Consider the following 18,352-nt stretch of genomic DNA (forward strand, 5'->3'; position numbering starts at 1 on the left):
CATGCCAAAAGCAGTGATGGGTCAAACAACTGAAAGAATGGAAAAAGCACTTAGTTCACTTGGAAGAGAACTTGCTTCAATTCGTGCAGGACGTGCCAATGCTTCTTTGTTGGACCGGATTTCAGTAGAATATTATGGTGCTCCGACACCACTTAACCAAATGGCTGGAGTTTCTGTACCAGAAGCACGGCTAATGGTTATCCAACCATATGATAAGACAACTTTGGGCGATATCGAAAAGGCAATTTTGAAGTCCGATATTGGAATTACACCTTCTAATGACGGAAATGTTATCCGTTTGGCAGTACCTGCTTTAACAGAAGAACGTCGTAAAGATCTTGTAAAAGAAGTGAAAAAAGACGCTGAAGAATCAAAAATTGCTATTCGTAATATCCGTCGTGACGCTAACGAAGAGTTGAAAAAACTTGAAAAAGACGGTGAAATTACGGAAGACGAATTGCGCCGTAATAACGATGAAGTCCAGAAGCTAACCGATACGTATATCTCTAAAATCGATAGCATTGCTGAGGACAAAGAAAACGAAATTATGGAAATCTAAACATGAACTTTCTTTTTCAACGGACGTCCTAACTTTAGGACGTCCTTTTTAACATGCAAGTTTTCCTTTATTTTGTTAGGATAAAGAGGATGAATGATTTGAAACGTCGTCGAGTGGAGGAAAAATGATGTTCGATAAACTGCTACGAAAGAAGACGACGGCTGTCCCGTCGACATTAAAAGAGCGGCTCAATGTATTAAAAGAAAAGCCGATGCCTACACATGTCGCCATTATCATGGATGGGAATGGAAGGTGGGCTAAACAGCGAAAGCTCCCTAGAATTGCTGGTCATCATGAAGGCATGAAAACCGTTAGGAAGACTACCCTGTTTGCGAGTGAGATAGGGATTCGGGTGTTGACGCTTTATGCATTTTCAACTGAAAACTGGAAGAGACCTAAGCGGGAAATTGACTTCCTGATGAAATTACCGGGTGAATTTCTAAGCACATATCTTCCTGAACTTGTAGAAAATAATGTAAAAGTAGAAATGATTGGTACTGCTGAGTTATTGCCTGCACATACAAAAGATGCGATTGAAAAAGCGATGAATGCAACAGCACATAACGATGGGATGATTTTAAATTTCGCTATGAACTACGGAAGTCGCTTTGAAATTGCTGAGGCTGTAAAAGCAGTTGCACAACAAGTATCAGATAATACAATTGAACTTTCTAGTATTACAGAGGAAACTATTTCTACAGCATTGATGACATCCCATTTACCTGATCCAGATTTACTTATCCGAACTAGTGGAGAAGTCCGTTTATCAAACTTCATGCTGTGGCAACTTGCATATGCAGAACTCGCCTTTACAGAAGTACTTTGGCCAGACTTCAATGAAGAAAACATGCTTAACATCGTAGAAGATTATCAAAATAGAAATAGACGATTTGGAAGTCTTGAAGGGGATGAAATCAAGTGAAGCAACGGATACTAACTGCTATCGTAGCAGCTGCTGTTTTCATTCCATTTGTTGTTGTCGGCGGAATTCCATTCACTTTATTAGTGTATGCAATCGCAACCATTGGACTATATGAACTGTTAAAAATGCAATCCGTAAAGCTATTATCTGTTGAAGGCATACTTGCATGGTTACTCACTGCCATTTTACTATTACCTAATGAACTCGCATTACGTTGGCTTGGAGCTATAGGCTATACAAAATTAGAAGCGGCATTTATCATGATTTTGCTCTTATTGATCTATACTGTACTTGTGAAGAATAGATTTACGTTTGCTCATGCATCCTTCTTAGTGATGTCGGCATTTTATGTCGGGATGGGATTCTATTATCTCACTGCCACTAGAGATGCGGGCTTAGTATTTATCATTTACGCACTAGTCGTTGTCTGGACAACAGATTCAGGTGCCTACTTTATTGGCAGGAAACTCGGTAAAAACAAACTATGGCCAGATATTTCACCGAACAAGACGGTTGAAGGATTTGTAGGTGGAATAGTTAGCGCTGTGATTGTCGCAATTGCTTTTCAACTGATACAGCCTGTCGGGTCTTCGTTCTTTCTCCTAATTATTGTTACAATTATCGCTTCGATGATCGGACAATTAGGAGATCTTGTGGAGTCAGCTTTAAAACGTAATTATAATGTTAAAGATTCGGGGAAGCTGCTTCCAGGACATGGCGGGATTTTAGATCGTTTTGATAGCCTGTTGTTTGTTCTCCCACTTCTTCATCTATTGCACTTCGTTAGTTAATGGAAAGGGATGTTACCGATGAAAAAAAATATTAGCCTTCTTGGTGCGACAGGTTCAATTGGCCTTCAAACACTTGAAGTGATTGCTGCTCATCCAGAGCAGTTTAACTTAGTTGCAATGTCTGCTGGACGTAATATTGAAAAGGTAAGAGAAATTGCAGCGTTTCATAAGCCCCCAGTGATTTCGGTTATGGAAAAAAAAGATGCCGAGACATTGCGTACGGAATTTCCTTCAATTCGTTTTATACACGGGGCAGAAGGTCTTGAAGAAGTAGCTGCGCACTCAGGAGCAGATGTGCTATTAAACTCTGTAATCGGTAGTGTGGGACTAAAACCAACGCTTGCAGCAATCCGTGAAGGAATTACAATTGCCATTGCAAATAAGGAAACACTCGTTGCTGCTGGAGACATCGTGATGGCGGAAGCAAAGCGTTACGGTGTTTCGATATTGCCAGTGGACAGTGAACATTCTGCGATATTTCAAGCGTTAAATGGAGAACAACCAAAATCGATTAGCCGTCTAATACTTACAGCATCAGGAGGGAGTTTCCGTGATCTCACGCGGGCTCAGTTGGCAGATGTAACGCTTGAACAAGCGCTAGCTCATCCGAATTGGTCTATGGGGAACAAACTTACTATAGACTCTGCAACTATGTTCAACAAAGGTCTAGAAGTTATTGAAGCTCATCACCTTTTCAATATGCCCTACGACCAAATAGATTGTTTGTTACACAAAGAAAGCATTATTCATTCCATGATTGAATTCGAAGACACAAGTGTCATGGCTCAACTTGGCTCGCCAGACATGCGGGTTCCAATTCAATACGCACTTTCATATCCGAATCGTATTCCTATGAAAGACCCACAACGATTAAAATTGGAAGACATCGGATCTTTACATTTTGAAAAAATGGACTTGAACCGATTTAAGGCCCTTGCTCTAGCATATGAGGCAGGGCGCACTGGCGGAACTATGCCCACAGCGATGAACGCGGCAAATGAAATGGCCGTGAGTCAATTTATGGCTGGAAATATTCCATTTGTGCAAATTGACGAGCTGGTGGAACGTGCGATGGAGAATCATCAGACACTTCAAAATCCAGACTTAGAATTGATTGTTGAAATAGATATGCAAACTCGTAAAATTGTTGAGTCCATGATAAAATAAGCTTTTAGTACAACAGCCAAGTGCGCTGAAAAGGTGGGTATAAATGGAGAACGTAATAGCGTTTATAATTATTTTCGGCTCCTTAGTCTTTTTCCATGAGTTTGGACACTTTCTTTTGGCAAAAAGAGCTGGCATTATGGTCCGTGAATTTGCAATTGGAATGGGACCCAAGATAATAGGAATACAAAAAGGCGAAACGCTTTATACTTTACGTCTCCTTCCGCTGGGTGGATACGTTCGTATGGCAGGAGAAGATTTTGATACCGTCGAATTACTCCCAGGCTATCGAGTAGGATTGATTTTAAACGCACAAGACGAAGTAACTAAGATTTATTTGAATTCAAATGTATCAAATCCAGATGTGCTTTTTTTAGAAACTGAAGTAGCGGATCTGAATGACGAGCTATATATAAAAGGCTATGACGATGAAGGCAGCTTAGTTCGTTTTTCTGTCTCTCGAACTGCAGTGATACACGAAAAAGGGCAAAAAACTCTTATTGCACCTAAAGATCGTCAATTCGATTCGAAACCGCTAATGGGCAGATTTCTTACCATTTTGGCAGGACCCGTCTTTAACTTCATCCTTGCCTTTTTCATTTTCCTTGCGCTTGGTTTGTTGAATGGCGTGCCTACTAACGAACCGATTATCACTGAAGTTCAAGAAAACAGTCCTGCAGAAGTAGCAGGTATTCAAAAAGGTGACTATGTTAAAACTTCCGACGGGAAACCAGTTGAAACGTGGACAGAGTTTACTGAAACAATTCAAGAAAATCCAGGGGAATCCGTAAGTGTGGAAGTAGAGCGGAATGGAGAACTGGTTACGCTTCAAGTTACACCGGAAGAAATGGAAGATGCAGGTCAGAAATTCGGTCAAATTGGTGTATATTACACAAGTCCAGTTGAGAAGAATCCACTGAAGGCAATTGTCTATGGTGCACAGCAAACATGGTTCTGGATTGCTAAAATCTTTGAATTACTTGGTATGCTTGTCACTGGTCAATTTACGTTAGATGCACTATCTGGCCCAGTTGGAATTTACAAAGCTACTGAGAAAGTTGCACAGTATGGAATCTTCAATCTTATGAACTGGGCAGCTGTCTTAAGTATTAATCTAGGAATCATGAATTTACTTCCACTTCCAGCATTAGATGGGGGACGGTTGTTGTTCTTCCTATTCGAGGCTGTGCGCGGTAAACCGATTGATCGAAAAAAAGAAGGTATGGTGCACTTTGTAGGTATCATGTTGCTGATGTTACTTATGATTGTTGTGACGTGGAATGACATCCAAAAATTCTTTTTCTAGAAATGATGATCCTATTTATCAGAGAGTAATGGAGGCGACACGCGATGAAACAATCAGGTGTATTCATGCCTACTGCTGAAACTTCTAATAACTGTCTGGCAGATCAGCTTCTTACTCAATCAGGTTATGTACAAGAAACGTCTGAAGGAATGTATGCATACTTTCCTCTTGCAGGTAAAGTTTTAGATAACATGAAACAAGTTATTCGAAGAGAAATGGAGTCCGCAGGAATTCTTGAAGTAAATCTCCCATATGAACAATTCGAACATGCAACAGGCAAATCTGATGAAATGATTTTACTGTCATTCATTGCGAAAGAAGTAATTAGTTCAAATCAGTTGCCGATTTCAATGTTTCACATCAAACAACATGTTCGGACATCTGTGAAATCAACACGCGATTTAAGTTTGTTGTACGCAAAAGAATATTCACTTATGAGTGGGTATTCTTTTCATACAGATGTAATTGAAGCTAAAGCCAATGGTACGAAATTATTGAATGTCTTTTCTTCTATTATTAATAAAATTGGAATCCCATATAGAGTTATTGAGTGTATAAATGACAATGGCAATACCGAATATGAATTTATTGCGTTTTCTGAATGTGGAAAAGAAACGATTGCGCTAAGTACAACTTCTTCTTACGCAGCCAAAGCAGAACTTGCTGAAGCCATGCTAGAGGAAGAACTACAATCTAAGAAAATTAAAAAGGCAGAGAAAATTAGCGGGAGAGATAAGTCAATAGAAATATTAGCAAAATCTCTTCAATTAGAAAAAGCTCAAACTATACGAGCATTGTTATATGAGTTCAATGAAAAGCCTGTACTAGTTCTCTTACGGGGTGACCATGAACTCAATGAATTAAAGTTAAAGAAAATCTTCGGTACTTCTGAAATCCGATTAATGGATTCTAAAGAAGTTGAGGAAATATTAGGAGTTGGACAGAAAAATATAGGGCCTGTTCAACTTCCCTTCGGTTTACCTGTCTATGCAGATCACGGTATCTCAACTGTAGTTAATGGTATTTGTGGGGCAAACGAGAAGGATACGTTTTTACTGAATGTTAATCCGGAACGTGACTTTGCTGTCGACCATTATGTAGATATCCGGCTAGTTAGAGAAGGTGAACCTTCACCGGATGGTAACGGGATATTAGTGTTCCGGCAAGGTGTCACGTTTGCACGAATTATTGAACCTGAACCAGTCTTTAGTAAAATAAATGTTGCTAATAAAGAATCGCTCGAAGTGTTGACAGGTTATTATTATATGGATTTAACGCGTCTGTTCGGAGCGACTGCTGAACACTACAGCGATGCACTCGGTTTAAAGTGGCCGATTCAACTTGCTCCATATGATATACACTTACTAATAGAAGATGGGGAAGACGAAATCCAGCAGCAATTAGCTACAGAGTTACATTCGGTTATGAAAGCGTATCGTTATGGAGTACTTTATGATAACAGGGATGTCAGTGCCGAAAGTAAGCAACGAACGTCGAATCAGCTCGGAGTGCCTGTGCAAGTAGTTGTTGGAAAAGATGCGATTGCTGGAACTGTAAAAGTTACTTATCGTACAGTTGGAGAGACGCATGTTTGGCAAAAAGAAGAAGTAACTGAAAAACTTCAAGAGTTTTTTAGAACAGAGTAAAGACACGGGAAGGCCGATACATGGTCCTTCCCTTCTTTTTTCGGGAAAGGAGAGACTTATGGACGCTAAAAGAAAGATGTCAATGTTGCTCCAACAAATTGGTCTTACTGAAGATACGGTTGTCGTTCATTTCCAAGATGCAGAACTGGAACGGGTTGATATTTATAAAAAATCGAGAGTTTGGCAGTTTACGGCCACTCTTGAGAGACCTTTACCGTTTGATATGTTTCAATTGTTCCGTAAACGTGTTGAAGTAGCTTTTTCCAACATAGCAGCAATCCGCTTACATATCAGTTCAAGAACAGAGACACATGAAGCGGAAACAATCTTGTCGTATTGGCCAGCAATTATGGATGAGCTGGGGGAGGTATCACCTCCTATAAGGGAAGTATTAACTTCACAAAAACCAGTTTTAACAGGGGATAAGATTACTGTCTGTTGTGTGAATGATGTTCAACAAAGAACATTGAAAAATAAATATGGACAACTTATTTCTGATGCATATGAATCATTTGGCTTTCCTAGAATTTATCCGGAATTTACTATTGCTGAAGTTCCTGTTGAAGATGAACAAGCTCGAGTAGCATTCTTCGAAGAACGTAAAGCAGAAGAAGTAGCTTATGCTCAAAAAGCGTTGGAAGCAATGCAACAGCGTGAAACGACTAAAAAGGATACGGGTGGCGCTCCAACAGGTCCAATTTCTTTCGGTACACCAATTCGTTCAGATGAGCCATTGATGGAAATCCAACAAATTCAAGACGAAGAACGTCGAGTAGCGATTGAAGGATTCGTCTTTGATGCAGAAGTAAGAGAACTCCGTAGTGGTCGGTCTCTATTAACGTTGAAGGTGACGGATTACACAGACTCCATTTTAGTGAAAATGTTCTCAAGAGATAACGAAGATGCTGAATTGATGAAAGCACTCACAAAAGGAAAATGGGTGAGAGCGCGAGGAAGCATTCAAAACGATTCATTTGTTCGCGACCTAATTATGATGGCGCAGGATATTATGGAAGTAGCACCCGTCATAAAAAAAGACAAAGCACCAGAAGGTCGTAAACGTGTTGAACTCCATACACATACCAAGCTCAGCCAAATGGATGCGGTCTCTTCAGCAGCAGCACTTGTTGCTCAAGCGGCTAAATGGGGACATCCTGCTATTGCGATTACGGATCATGCGAATGTACAAGCATTCCCGGAGGCTTATAATGCCGGGAAGAAGCATGGAGTCAAAGTACTGTTTGGATTAGAAGCAAATCTTGTCGATGATGGAGTTCCCATAGTTTATGATGAACAGCATCGGTTGCTTGAAGATGATACATTTGTTGTTTTCGATGTTGAGACTACTGGTTTATCTGCAGTGTACGATACTGTTATTGAATTAGCTGCAGTCCGAGTGAAAAATGGTGAAATCATCGATACGTTCGAACGGTTCTCGAATCCTCATCATCCTCTATCTTCCACAACGACAGAGTTAACTGGAATTACGGATGATATGGTTAAAGATGCACCTGAAGTTTCTGAAGTGATGATTGAGTTCATTGAATTCATCGGGGACTCTATATTGGTTGCGCATAATGCTTCTTTTGATATGGGATTCTTCTATGAGTCATGCAAGAAAGCTTCTATTGAAACGAAGAATTATCCAACAATTGATACGCTTGAATTAGCACGATTGTTGTATCCGGACCTTCGGAATCACAGATTGAATACGCTAGCTAAAAAGTTTGACATTAACTTAACGCAGCATCACCGTGCGATTTATGATACTGAAGCAACAGCCCACTTGTTTGTGCGTCTGATGAAAGACGCAACTGAAAAAGGTATTACTTGGCTAGATGATTTCAATAAAAATGTAGGAGAAGGCGATGCGTACAAACGTGCGCGGCCTAATCACTGTACGTTGATTGCAACAAGTGATGAGGGATTGAAGAACTTATTCAAACTTGTTTCTTTCTCTCATATGAATTACTTCTATCGTGTTCCACGTATTCCAAGGTCTTTGCTTGTGAAGTATCGTAAAGGGCTCTTGGTAGGTTCAGGTTGTGACAAAGGTGAAGTGTTTGGGGCATTAATGCAGAAGTCGATTGAAGAAGCTGAAGAAGTCGCAAGTTTTTATGACTATTTGGAACTTCATCCTAAACCAGTTTACAATCACTTAATTGAACTTGACCTGATTCGTGATGAGTGGAACTTAGAGGATATCATGAGGAAAATGATTAAACTCGGTAAAAAGACTGGACTTCCTGTAGTGGCAACCGGAAACGTTCATTATATTGAGGAGACGGATGCTGCGTATCGTCAAGTATTGGTTCGTTCCCAAGGTGGAGCAAATCCGATGAACCGGCATGAATTACCGGCCGTCCACTTTAGAACAACAGATGAAATGCTAGAAGAATTTGCGTTTTTAGGGCCAGAAACAGCAGAGCAAATTGTTATAGATAACCCTCTAGCTATTGTAGATCGAGTCGGAGATGTAAAGCCGATAAAGGATGATTTATACCCACCTGAAATTGAAGGTGCGGACGAAGATGTACGTGAATTAACATATACAATGGCACATAGTATCTATGGTGAAACATTACCGGAAATTATAGAAGCTAGGATCGATAAGGAATTGAAATCGATTATAGGAAATGGATTTGCTGTTATTTACTTAATTTCTCACAAGTTAGTTAAAAAATCGTTAGACGATGGATATCTGGTTGGATCACGTGGTTCGGTCGGTTCTTCACTAGTTGCAACGATGATGGAGATAACAGAAGTGAACCCAATGCCACCGCATTACGTCTGTCCGCAATGTAAACAGTCTGAGTTCTTCTCGGATGGATCAGTCGGTTCGGGGTTCGATTTACCTGATAAAGAATGTCCAACATGTCATGTACCTTATACAAAAGATGGACATGATATTCCGTTTGAAACGTTCCTTGGTTTTAACGGTGACAAAGTACCGGATATTGACTTGAACTTTAGTGGGGAGTATCAATCAAAAGCTCATGACTATACAAAAGAGCTGTTTGGTGAAGACTATGTATACAGAGCTGGAACGATTGGTACAGTTGCTGAGAAAACCGCATATGGATACGTACGAGGCTACATGAATGATAATGGTCTTAATTTACGTGGAGCTGAAATCGATCGGCTTGTCCAAGGGTGTACCGGCGTTAAGAGGAATACAGGACAACACCCGGGTGGTATCATTGTTGTTCCAGACAATATGGAGATTTACGATTTCACACCGATTCAGTTTCCGGCAGACGATGTTGGATCCAGTTGGAAAACGACGCATTTTGATTTCCACTCAATTGATAATAACTTATTGAAACTTGATATACTTGGACATGATGATCCAACGATGATTAAAATGTTAGAAGACTTATCTGGAATAGATCCGAAAACAATTCCACCTGACGATGCGGGAGTCATGGCGTTATTTAGCGGAACCGATGCGCTAGGAGTCACTCCAGAGCAAATTAACTGTAAGACAGGAACGCTCGGTGTTCCAGAGTTTGGAACTCGATTCGTTCGCCAAATGCTTGAGGAAACTAAACCTTCCACATTCTCAGAGCTCATTCAAATTTCAGGATTGTCTCACGGAACAGACGTATGGCTAGGTAACGCCCAAGAGTTAATTCAAAATAAGACATGCGTACTAGCTGAAGTGATTGGCTGTCGTGATGATATTATGGTCTATTTGATTTACCAAGGATTAGAGCCAGCGATTGCGTTTAAAATTATGGAGTCTGTTCGTAAAGGTAAAGGCTTAACTCCTGAATTCGAAGAAGAAATGATGAAGAATAAGGTTCCTGCATGGTATATCGCATCTTGTAAAAAGATTAAGTACATGTTCCCGAAAGCTCACGCTGCAGCTTACGTGCTGATGGCACTGCGAATCGCTTACTTCAAAGTTCATCATCCAATCATGTATTACGCAACGTACTTTACTGTGCGTGCGACAGATTACGATTTAGCAACTATGATCAAAGGGCCAGCATCAATAAGAGTTAAGGTGAAGGAAATCTATGACAAAGGCCTCGATGCTTCTCCAAAGGAAAAGAGTTTAGTTACAGTCTTGGAACTGGCGTTAGAGATGTGTGAACGTGGATTTACATTCGCAAAACCAGATCTTTATAAATCGTCCGCAGCGGAGTTCATTATCGAAGGGAATACTTTGATTCCACCATTTAACGCTATCCCATCACTGGGAACAAACGTTGCGAAAACCATTGTAGAAGTACGAGAAGATGGTGAGTTCCTTTCTAAAGAGGATCTTCAAAGAAGAGGTAGAGTATCCAAAACCATTACTGAATACATGGATTCACTAGGGTGCTTAGAAGGTATGCCAGAGCTGAATCAGCTTTCCTTGTTCTAAGCCGCCTATTTGGAAAGTTTGCGCAGGGTATGAACGTATGGTATAATTGAAACAACTTTTGCTATAGTCTTACGCGAAAAGAGTGGGATTCCCCGCTCTTTTCTGTTGTCTGCCGTTATTATGCAAGCAAATTACAACCTGCAAGGGAGGGGTAAGATGAGTAAAATAACAGAAGAAGTAGAAGTTTTAGCACTCCCGATTGTCAACGAATTAGCGCTTGAGCTAGTTGATGTCGAATTTTTAAAAGAAGGTAGAGATTGGTTTTTGCGGGTCTATATTGATACGCAAGAAGGAAATATCGATATTCTTCAATGTGCACAAGTGAGTGAACGTCTTAGCGAGGAACTGGACCGAGTAGATCCGATTCCCCAAAATTATTTTTTGGAGGTTTCTTCTCCGGGCGCAGAACGGCCGCTTAAGAAAGAACAAGACTTTGAAAAAGCAGTAGGTCAATATATTTACGTAAAAACCTATGAGCCAGTAAAAGATATGAAAGAATTTGAAGGGCATCTATTAGTCAATGAACCAGATGCGATTGAACTTCAAATTCGTATTAAAACACGTACATTGACAGTCAGAATCGAGAAGCAAAAAATTGCTGTTGCGCGTTACGCAATCGACTTTTCTGCATAATTGAATAATCAGGAGTGATGGACATGAGTAGTGATCTGCTCGATGCATTGACAGCGTTAGAAAAACAAAAAGGCATATCTAGAGAAGTACTCGTGGACGCAATTGAAGCGGCATTAGTTACTGCATATAAAAGGAATTTCAACCAAGCACAAAATGTTCGGGTGGATTTAAATTTAGGTGTAGGGACAATTAAGGTCTTTTCACGTAAAGATGTTATAGCAGAAGAAGTGGAAGATGAGCGTCTACAAATTTCAATGGAAGATGCATTGCTCATTAACCCTGCATATGAAGTGGGAGATATCGTTGAGCAAGAAGTTACACCACGCGATTTTGGACGTATTGCTGCCCAAACTGCAAAGCAAGTTGTCACACAACGTGTGCGTGAAGCAGAGCGCGGTCTTATCTATGAAGAGTACATCGATCGTGAAGACGATATCGTTAATGGAATCGTAGAGCGTTTTGATGCACGTAACTTATACGTTGGACTGGGCAAAGTGGAAGCTGTGCTACCTATGACAGAGCAGATTGCGTCTGAAACGTATAATCCACATGACCGTATCAAGGTTTATATTACGAAGGTTGAACGTACATCGCGTGGACCACAAGTATTCGTATCTCGAACCCATCCTGGTCTGTTACGACGTTTATTTGAAATGGAAGTTCCTGAGATTTTTGAAGGAATTGTAGAAATCAAGTCCATTGCAAGAGAAGCAGGCGATCGTTCAAAAATCTCTGTTCACTCAACGAATGATGAAGTAGATCCGGTCGGTTCTTGTGTAGGAGCTCGGGGAGCACGTGTACAATCGATTTCCAATGAACTTCATGGTGAAAAAGTTGATATCGTAGAATGGTCAGAAGATCCAATGATCTTTGTTGCAAACGCATTGAGCCCTTCTAAAGTATTAGACGTTCAAGTGAAGGAAGAGGATCGTTCTACAACAGTCATTGTACCGGATTACCAGCTTTCTTTAGCTATCGGTAAACGAGGTCAAAATGCCCGTTTAGCTGCTAAATTGACTGGCTGGAAAATTGATATTAAAAGTGAAACAGATGCTCGTGAACTAGGAATTTTTCCTGGACTTGTAGAAATCCAAGAAGAAAAATCTGTTGAAGAGTCAGAACTAGTTGACGTGTATACAGATGACGAACTTGGTCTTACAACATCTGATGATGCTGAAGAAGTCGATACAGAGTCAATTGACTTGTATCAGGACGAAAATTAATAAGACTAAGTAACGAAAGGGTGCATACGCATGGCAGTTAATAACCGGAAAGTGCCGTTGCGAAAGTGTGCAGCTACCGGTAACATGTTCCCTAAGAAAGACATGATCCGGATTGTCCGCACAAAAGAAGGAGAAATATCTGTTGATTTGACAGGTAAAAAATCCGGACGCGGAACGTATGTATCAAAATCTGAAGCAGCCGTTGAAAAAGCGCAATCGACTAGAGCAATTGAGAGTCAGTTGGGTAGCGCTGTTCCGGAACAGGTGTATGCAGATCTATTGCATGCGATTCGGAGAGAGGCAATTAAATGATTTCTACAGAAACTAAGATATTTCAATTGCTAGGTTTAGCAGCTAGAGCAAGAATGTTAACAACAGGTGAAGAGCTTGTGGTCTCTGAAGTTCGAGCACAGAAAGCAAAACTTGTTATACTATCAGAAGACGCATCTGACAATACGAGAAAAAAACTGTCGGATAAATGTAATAGCTACAACGTTGAGAAGCATGTTTTCGGGAGCCGTGAAGCGCTCGGGCATGCAATCGGTAAAGAGTCGCGGGTCGTCCTCGCGGTAACGGACAGCGGCTTTGCTAAAAAGCTGTCCTCGCTCCTCAACGAACTATAACGGGGGTGGGCTAATGACGAAAATACGTGTACATGAATACGCGAAGAAGGTTAACAAATCAAGCAAAGAAGTCATTGATGAACTAGGTAAGATGAATGTGAGTGTTACGAATCACATGTCAATGATCGATCCAGGTTCTGCAGAAAAGTTGGATAAGAAATTCACAAGTTCAAAGGGTACTTCTACTTCAAGTGAGAGTGCTCCACGACCACAAAGCCAAACTGCAAACCGTCCACAAAGCCAAACAGGCACACGACCACAAGGGCAATCGGGTACACGTCCGCAGGGACAAAACAGCACACGTCCACAAGGCCAAACAGGTACACGTCCGCAGGGACAAAACAATACACGTCCACAAGGACAAACAGGTACACGTCCTCAGGGACAAAACAGCACGCGTCCACAAGGGCAAACAGGTGCACGTCCACAAGGACAAAACAGTACGCGTCCACAAGGACAAACTGCTAGCCGTCCACAACAAGGACAAACGGGCAATCGTCCTGCAAATGGAAGTCAGAACGCAGCTCCAGGCGGACAAAATCGTCCTAGCCAAGGGCCTTCTACTCAAAACCGTCAAGGTGGCGGAGGTGGGAATCGTAGAGGAGGCCGTCCACCAGCACGAGGTATTAACCAAGGTCGACGTAGACATCGTCCGGCTAATCCAATGCCGAAAGTAGAAAAGCCATTACCAGAAAAAATTACATTCTATGAGTCTCTTTCAGTTGGAGAACTTGCTAACAAACTAGGACGCGAGCCATCTGAAATTATCAAAAAGCTATTCCTTCTTGGAGTGATGGCAACTATTAACCAAGAACTGGATAAAGATGCGATTGAGTTGATTTGTGCAGAGTATGAAGTGGAAGTTGAAGAAGAAATTCGTATCGATGTAACGGATCTTGAAATTTACTTTGAAGACCCGGAAACAGATGAAAACGATGCTGAATCTGAAACTGGAGCAATTGAGCGTCCACCAGTTGTTACAATTATGGGGCACGTTGACCATGGTAAAACAACGTTACTCGATTCAATTCGAGATACAAAAGTTACTCAAGGTGAGGCTGGTGGAATTACTCAGCACATCGGAGCATACCAAATCAATTCTAATGGGAAAAAGATCACGTTCCTTGATACACCAGGACACGCAGCGTTTACAACTATGCGTGCACGTGGTGCGAAGGTTACTGATTTAACAATTCTCGTAGTTGCTGCAGATGATGGAGTTATGCCACAAACAGTTGAAGCGATTAACCATGCTAAAGCAGCAGAAGTTCCTATTATTGTTGCTGTAAACAAAATGGATAAACCATCTGCTAATCCAGAACGCGTTATGCAAGAATTAACTGAGCACGGTTTGGTTTCAGAAGCTTGGGGTGGAGATACAATCTTTGTTGAAATTTCTGCACTTAAAGGTGAAGGAATTGACCAGTTGATTGAAATGATTCTTCTTGTCGCTGAAGTTACTGAATTGAAGGCAGATCCAGGCATTCGCGCGAAAGGTACAGTTATTGAAGCTCAACTCGATCGTGGTCGTGGTGCAGTAGCTTCACTACTCGTTCAAGATGGTACACTTCGCATCGGTGATCCGGTTGTTGTAGGAAATACATTTGGACGTGTTCGTGCGATGATTAATGATGTTGGTCGTCGTGTTAAAGAAGCGGGTCCATCTGCTCCTGTAGAAATTACAGGCCTTAGCAATGTGCCACAAGCAGGAGATCGTTTCGTAGTCTTCAAAGATGAGAAAACAGCCCGTCAAATCGGTGAGAGCCGTGCTGGGGAAGCTATCCAAGAACAGCGTACTGAAAAGACACGTGTTACATTGGATAACCTGTTTGATCAAATGAAGGAAGGCGAAATGAAGGAATTGAATCTCATTGTTAAAGCTGACGTTCAAGGTACAGTGGAAGCAATGGCAGCCTCTCTTATGAAGATTGATGTTGAAGGTGTAAATGTAAAAATTATTCATACAGGTGCCGGAGCTATCAACGAATCTGATATTTCCTTAGCCGCTGCTTCAAATGCAATTGTTATTGGATTTAACGTTCGTCCTGATGTTAATGCTAAGCGTGCTGCTGATGAAGAAGGCGTAGACATTCGTCTGCACCGCGTCATCTATAAAGTTGTAGAAGAAATTGAATCTGCAATGAAAGGTATGCTCGATCCTGAATTTGAAGAAAAAGTAATTGGGCAAGTAGAAGTTCGTGAAACATTCAAAGTTTCTAAAGTCGGTACAATTGCCGGAAGTTATGTAACTGACGGTAAGATTACAAGAGATTCTGGAGTTCGTATTTACCGAGACAACATAGTTATTTTTGAAGGTGAACTCGATACATTGAAACGCTTCAAAGATGATGCAAAAGAAGTTGCTAAAGGATACGAATGTGGAATCACGATTAAGAACTTTAACGATATTCAAGAAGGTGACATCATAGAATCATACATCATGCAGGAAATTAAGCGCGTGTGATTGTTTACGCAGAGTGTTCGTTCATAATTCCAATGGCGGCTTCTCTGAAAGATAAACGTTCTGTACTTAAACGTATGATCGATCGTGTCAAAAATGGGTATAATGTTTCTATAGCTGAATTGGATTATCAAGATCTTTGGCAAAGGACAACACTTGGTGTTGTCGCAATTGCCTCTTCAACTGAAGCCGCTGAGCGTGAAATTAGACGCGTTCAGCGATTTCTTGAATCCAATCCAGAATGGGAACTGACTGAAATACAGATTGACTATCCTGGATAGTGAAGCGGGGTGAAACTCCATGTCAATGCGAGTGAATCGAGTAGCAGAACAAATGAAAAAAGAACTTGGCGATATCATTGGCCAACGTTTGAAAGACCCTCGTATTGGTTTCGTAACAGTTACCGATGTGGAAGTAACAGGCGATCTTCAACAAGCGACAATTTATATTTCTGTTCTTGGTAAAGACCACGAGAAAGAAGCGTCGCTAGAAGGGCTGAAGAAAGCAAAAGGATTCATCCGCTCTGAAATCGGGAAACGGATCCGTTTGAGAAAAACTCCAGAGATCGATTTCGCGTTTGATGAATCCGTTGCATACGGCAACCGAATCGAATCACTTCTTCGTGAAGTGAAGGAAGACGAGTCGGACAATTAAACAAAAGGGATCGGTATCCAATTGGATTTCCGATCCTTTTTTCATTTTACATAGCATACTTAATCTTTGGAAAAGGAGGCGACTAAATGGATGGAATTCTGCCGCTTTGGAAAGAAAAAGGAATGACTTCACATGATTGTGTATTCAAATTACGAAAAATCCTACGAACAAAAAAGGTAGGACATACTGGAACTCTAGATCCTAACGTTGAAGGAGTGCTTCCGATTTGTATTGGAGCCGCTACAAAAGTGGCTTCGTACATTACAGACTCGGGAAAAGAATATATTGCAGAAGTGTCTATAGGAAGAGCAACGGAGACGGAAGATGCAGATGGTGAAGTTGTAGAACAGGATGTTTCAGAAAAAAGTATTACGCGAGCACAACTACTTGAAGTACTGGAGTCATTGACTGGTGAAATCACCCAAATTCCTCCTATGTATTCTGCTGTAAAAGTGAATGGAAGAAAACTTTATGAATATGCAAGAAAGGGCATTGAAGTTGAACGTCCGGAACGCAAAGTACATGTTCATGAAATTGAATTAATCAGTGAAGATGAACAATTCATCGGATCTGATCCACACTTTACAATTCGTGTAGCTTGCGGAAAAGGGACCTACATCCGAACACTTGCAGTTCAAATTGGTGAAAAGCTTGGGTACCCTGCACATATGTCGCACTTAGTTCGAACTGCTTCTGGATCATTCACGCAACAGGATTGTAGAACTCTGGACGAAGTACGCGAAATGCAGGAATTCGGAATACTGGAGTCATTTTTGAAACCGTTAGAATCAGCCTTACCTGAAATTGTTCGTGTGCCTGTGAATAATGACGGTGAACTACTTACGAAGATATTGAACGGTCAAGTACTTCCACTGCATTCTGTGTTTAAAACAGCACACGAAGCACTATTTACTGCAAGTGGCTACCCTCTCGCGATTTATGCGCCACATCCCGAGAAGTCAGGGCTCATGAAACCCGTTAAAATGTTTCCAACAAATCGAGGAAAGGTGGAGAAAATTGATGGAAGTGATTGAAATACAAGTTGCCGAAGGTATAGTCCCTATTGTAGATAAAGAATTCTCATTAGCTGTAGGTTTTTTCGATGGCTTGCATAAAGGGCATCAAACAGTTATCCAGCAAGCGATTGATATAGGTGAAGAATTGCATATAGCATCGGCTGTTATGACATTCAACCCACATCCATCCCATCTCTTTTCAAACGATAGTGGGAAAATAGGATATATTACACCATTGGAAGAAAAGCAGCGCATATTAGCAGAAATGGGTATCGATACATTATTTATCGTAGCGTTTGATCGCAAACTTGCTGATTTAACGCCTCAAGAGTTTGTGGATAGCGTTTTGAAAAAGTTAAATGTTCGCCATGTTACAGCAGGCTTCGATTTTACATTTGGCGCAAAAGGAAAAGGTACGATGGATCAAATGTCTGAATTAGCCTCAGGCGATTTTGAAACGACGTGTATTAACAAAGTTGCTGACGGTGGAGAAAAAATTTCTTCAACACGTATTCGCCAGCTGCTGGCAGAGGGGGGAGTTGCAGAAACAGCAACGTTACTTGGGCGCCCTTTCCGTTCGATTGGGGTAGTAGTAGACGGAGATAAGCGAGGTAGACAACTCGGTTTTCCAACAGCTAATATCGTTCCTGGAAAAGAACTTATTGTTCCTCGAAATGGTGTGTACGCAGTTCATTTTACTGTGGATGGAACTATATATGACGGTGTTTGTAATATCGGAGTTAAGCCTACATTCGATCATCCCGACCAAGCACGCAAAACGATTGAAGTAAATGTATTCAATTTTGATGGGGATTTATACGGTCAACAAGTAATTGTTGACTGGGTAGAACATATTAGACCAGAGCAAAAGTTTAATTCTATAGATATGCTTATTAAGCAAATAGCAGATGATAAAGAAACGGCTAAAAAGATTCTTTCTAAAAAAGACTGACGGTTGCAAGCCGAAGTTGTGCATGCTATG

The 18,352-nt window shown here is 41.0% G+C and carries 16 protein-coding genes; all 16 read left to right on the forward strand.

The annotated features are described in order from the left end of the window. Position 1: 1 nt before the first annotated feature. On the forward strand, positions 2 to 559 hold the full coding sequence (gene frr / locus ACRPI0_RS04030) for a ribosome recycling factor (RefSeq protein ID WP_432354999.1): 558 nt from the start codon (positions 2 to 4) through the stop codon (positions 557 to 559). 127 nt (positions 560 to 686) lie between these two features. Then, positions 687 to 1,481: an isoprenyl transferase gene (locus ACRPI0_RS04035; RefSeq protein ID WP_432355879.1), complete on the forward strand. Its 795-nt coding sequence runs from the start codon at positions 687 to 689 to the stop codon at positions 1,479 to 1,481. Next, positions 1,478 to 2,272, forward strand: a complete 795-nt coding sequence (locus ACRPI0_RS04040; protein ID WP_432355000.1) for a phosphatidate cytidylyltransferase — start codon at positions 1,478 to 1,480, stop codon at positions 2,270 to 2,272. The genes ACRPI0_RS04035 and ACRPI0_RS04040 overlap by 4 nt, the downstream gene beginning before the upstream one ends. A gap of 18 nt (positions 2,273 to 2,290) precedes the next feature. Further along, the gene (locus ACRPI0_RS04045) at positions 2,291 to 3,439 is read left to right on the forward strand and encodes a 1-deoxy-D-xylulose-5-phosphate reductoisomerase (protein ID WP_432355001.1); all 1,149 of its coding nucleotides are present in this window, start codon (positions 2,291 to 2,293) and stop codon (positions 3,437 to 3,439) included. Between the two features lie 43 nt (positions 3,440 to 3,482). After that, on the forward strand, positions 3,483 to 4,742 hold the full coding sequence (rseP, locus tag ACRPI0_RS04050; RefSeq protein ID WP_432355003.1) for an RIP metalloprotease RseP: 1,260 nt from the start codon (positions 3,483 to 3,485) through the stop codon (positions 4,740 to 4,742). 44 nt (positions 4,743 to 4,786) lie between these two features. Next, complete coding sequence (locus tag ACRPI0_RS04055) at positions 4,787 to 6,388, forward strand: YbaK/EbsC family protein (protein ID WP_432355005.1); 1,602 nt, start codon at positions 4,787 to 4,789, stop codon at positions 6,386 to 6,388. A 58-nt stretch (positions 6,389 to 6,446) separates the two neighbouring features. Further along, complete coding sequence (locus tag ACRPI0_RS04060; protein WP_432355006.1) at positions 6,447 to 10,760, forward strand: PolC-type DNA polymerase III; 4,314 nt, start codon at positions 6,447 to 6,449, stop codon at positions 10,758 to 10,760. Positions 10,761 to 10,916: 156 nt separating this feature from the next. Continuing rightward, positions 10,917 to 11,393, forward strand: a complete 477-nt coding sequence (rimP, locus tag ACRPI0_RS04065) for a ribosome maturation factor RimP (protein ID WP_432355007.1) — start codon at positions 10,917 to 10,919, stop codon at positions 11,391 to 11,393. Between the two features lie 23 nt (positions 11,394 to 11,416). Further along, positions 11,417 to 12,616, forward strand: coding sequence for a transcription termination factor NusA (gene nusA, locus ACRPI0_RS04070; RefSeq protein WP_432355008.1), 1,200 nt, complete (start codon positions 11,417 to 11,419; stop codon positions 12,614 to 12,616). Positions 12,617 to 12,646: 30 nt separating this feature from the next. Next, a complete protein-coding gene (gene rnpM / locus ACRPI0_RS04075; protein WP_432355009.1) occupies positions 12,647 to 12,928 on the forward strand; it encodes an RNase P modulator RnpM in 282 nt (93 codons plus the stop codon). Then, positions 12,925 to 13,239 (forward strand): YlxQ family RNA-binding protein, encoded by a 315-nt coding sequence (locus tag ACRPI0_RS04080; RefSeq protein ID WP_432355010.1) that lies wholly within the window; start codon positions 12,925 to 12,927, stop codon positions 13,237 to 13,239. Before rnpM ends, ACRPI0_RS04080 begins: the two co-directional genes overlap by 4 nt. A 13-nt stretch (positions 13,240 to 13,252) precedes the next feature. After that, positions 13,253 to 15,703 carry a translation initiation factor IF-2 gene (infB, locus tag ACRPI0_RS04085; RefSeq protein WP_432355011.1) on the forward strand — a complete coding sequence of 817 codons (2,451 nt, stop codon included), beginning with the start codon at positions 13,253 to 13,255 and terminating at the stop codon, positions 15,701 to 15,703. Further along, positions 15,700 to 15,981, forward strand: a complete 282-nt coding sequence (locus tag ACRPI0_RS04090; protein WP_432355012.1) for a DUF503 domain-containing protein — start codon at positions 15,700 to 15,702, stop codon at positions 15,979 to 15,981. The genes infB and ACRPI0_RS04090 overlap by 4 nt, the downstream gene beginning before the upstream one ends. A 19-nt stretch (positions 15,982 to 16,000) precedes the next feature. After that, positions 16,001 to 16,354, forward strand: a complete 354-nt coding sequence (gene rbfA, locus ACRPI0_RS04095; protein ID WP_432355013.1) for a 30S ribosome-binding factor RbfA — start codon at positions 16,001 to 16,003, stop codon at positions 16,352 to 16,354. A gap of 86 nt (positions 16,355 to 16,440) precedes the next feature. Then, positions 16,441 to 17,388 carry a tRNA pseudouridine(55) synthase TruB gene (truB, locus tag ACRPI0_RS04100; RefSeq protein ID WP_432355014.1) on the forward strand — a complete coding sequence of 316 codons (948 nt, stop codon included), beginning with the start codon at positions 16,441 to 16,443 and terminating at the stop codon, positions 17,386 to 17,388. Then, the gene (locus ACRPI0_RS04105; RefSeq protein WP_432355015.1) at positions 17,375 to 18,322 is read left to right on the forward strand and encodes a bifunctional riboflavin kinase/FAD synthetase; all 948 of its coding nucleotides are present in this window, start codon (positions 17,375 to 17,377) and stop codon (positions 18,320 to 18,322) included. The genes truB and ACRPI0_RS04105 overlap by 14 nt, the downstream gene beginning before the upstream one ends. The last annotated feature ends 30 nt before the right edge of the window (positions 18,323 to 18,352 follow it).

Source organism: Sporosarcina sp. A2, from assembly GCF_050858885.1.
GTDB lineage: Bacteria > Bacillota > Bacilli > Bacillales_A > Planococcaceae > Sporosarcina.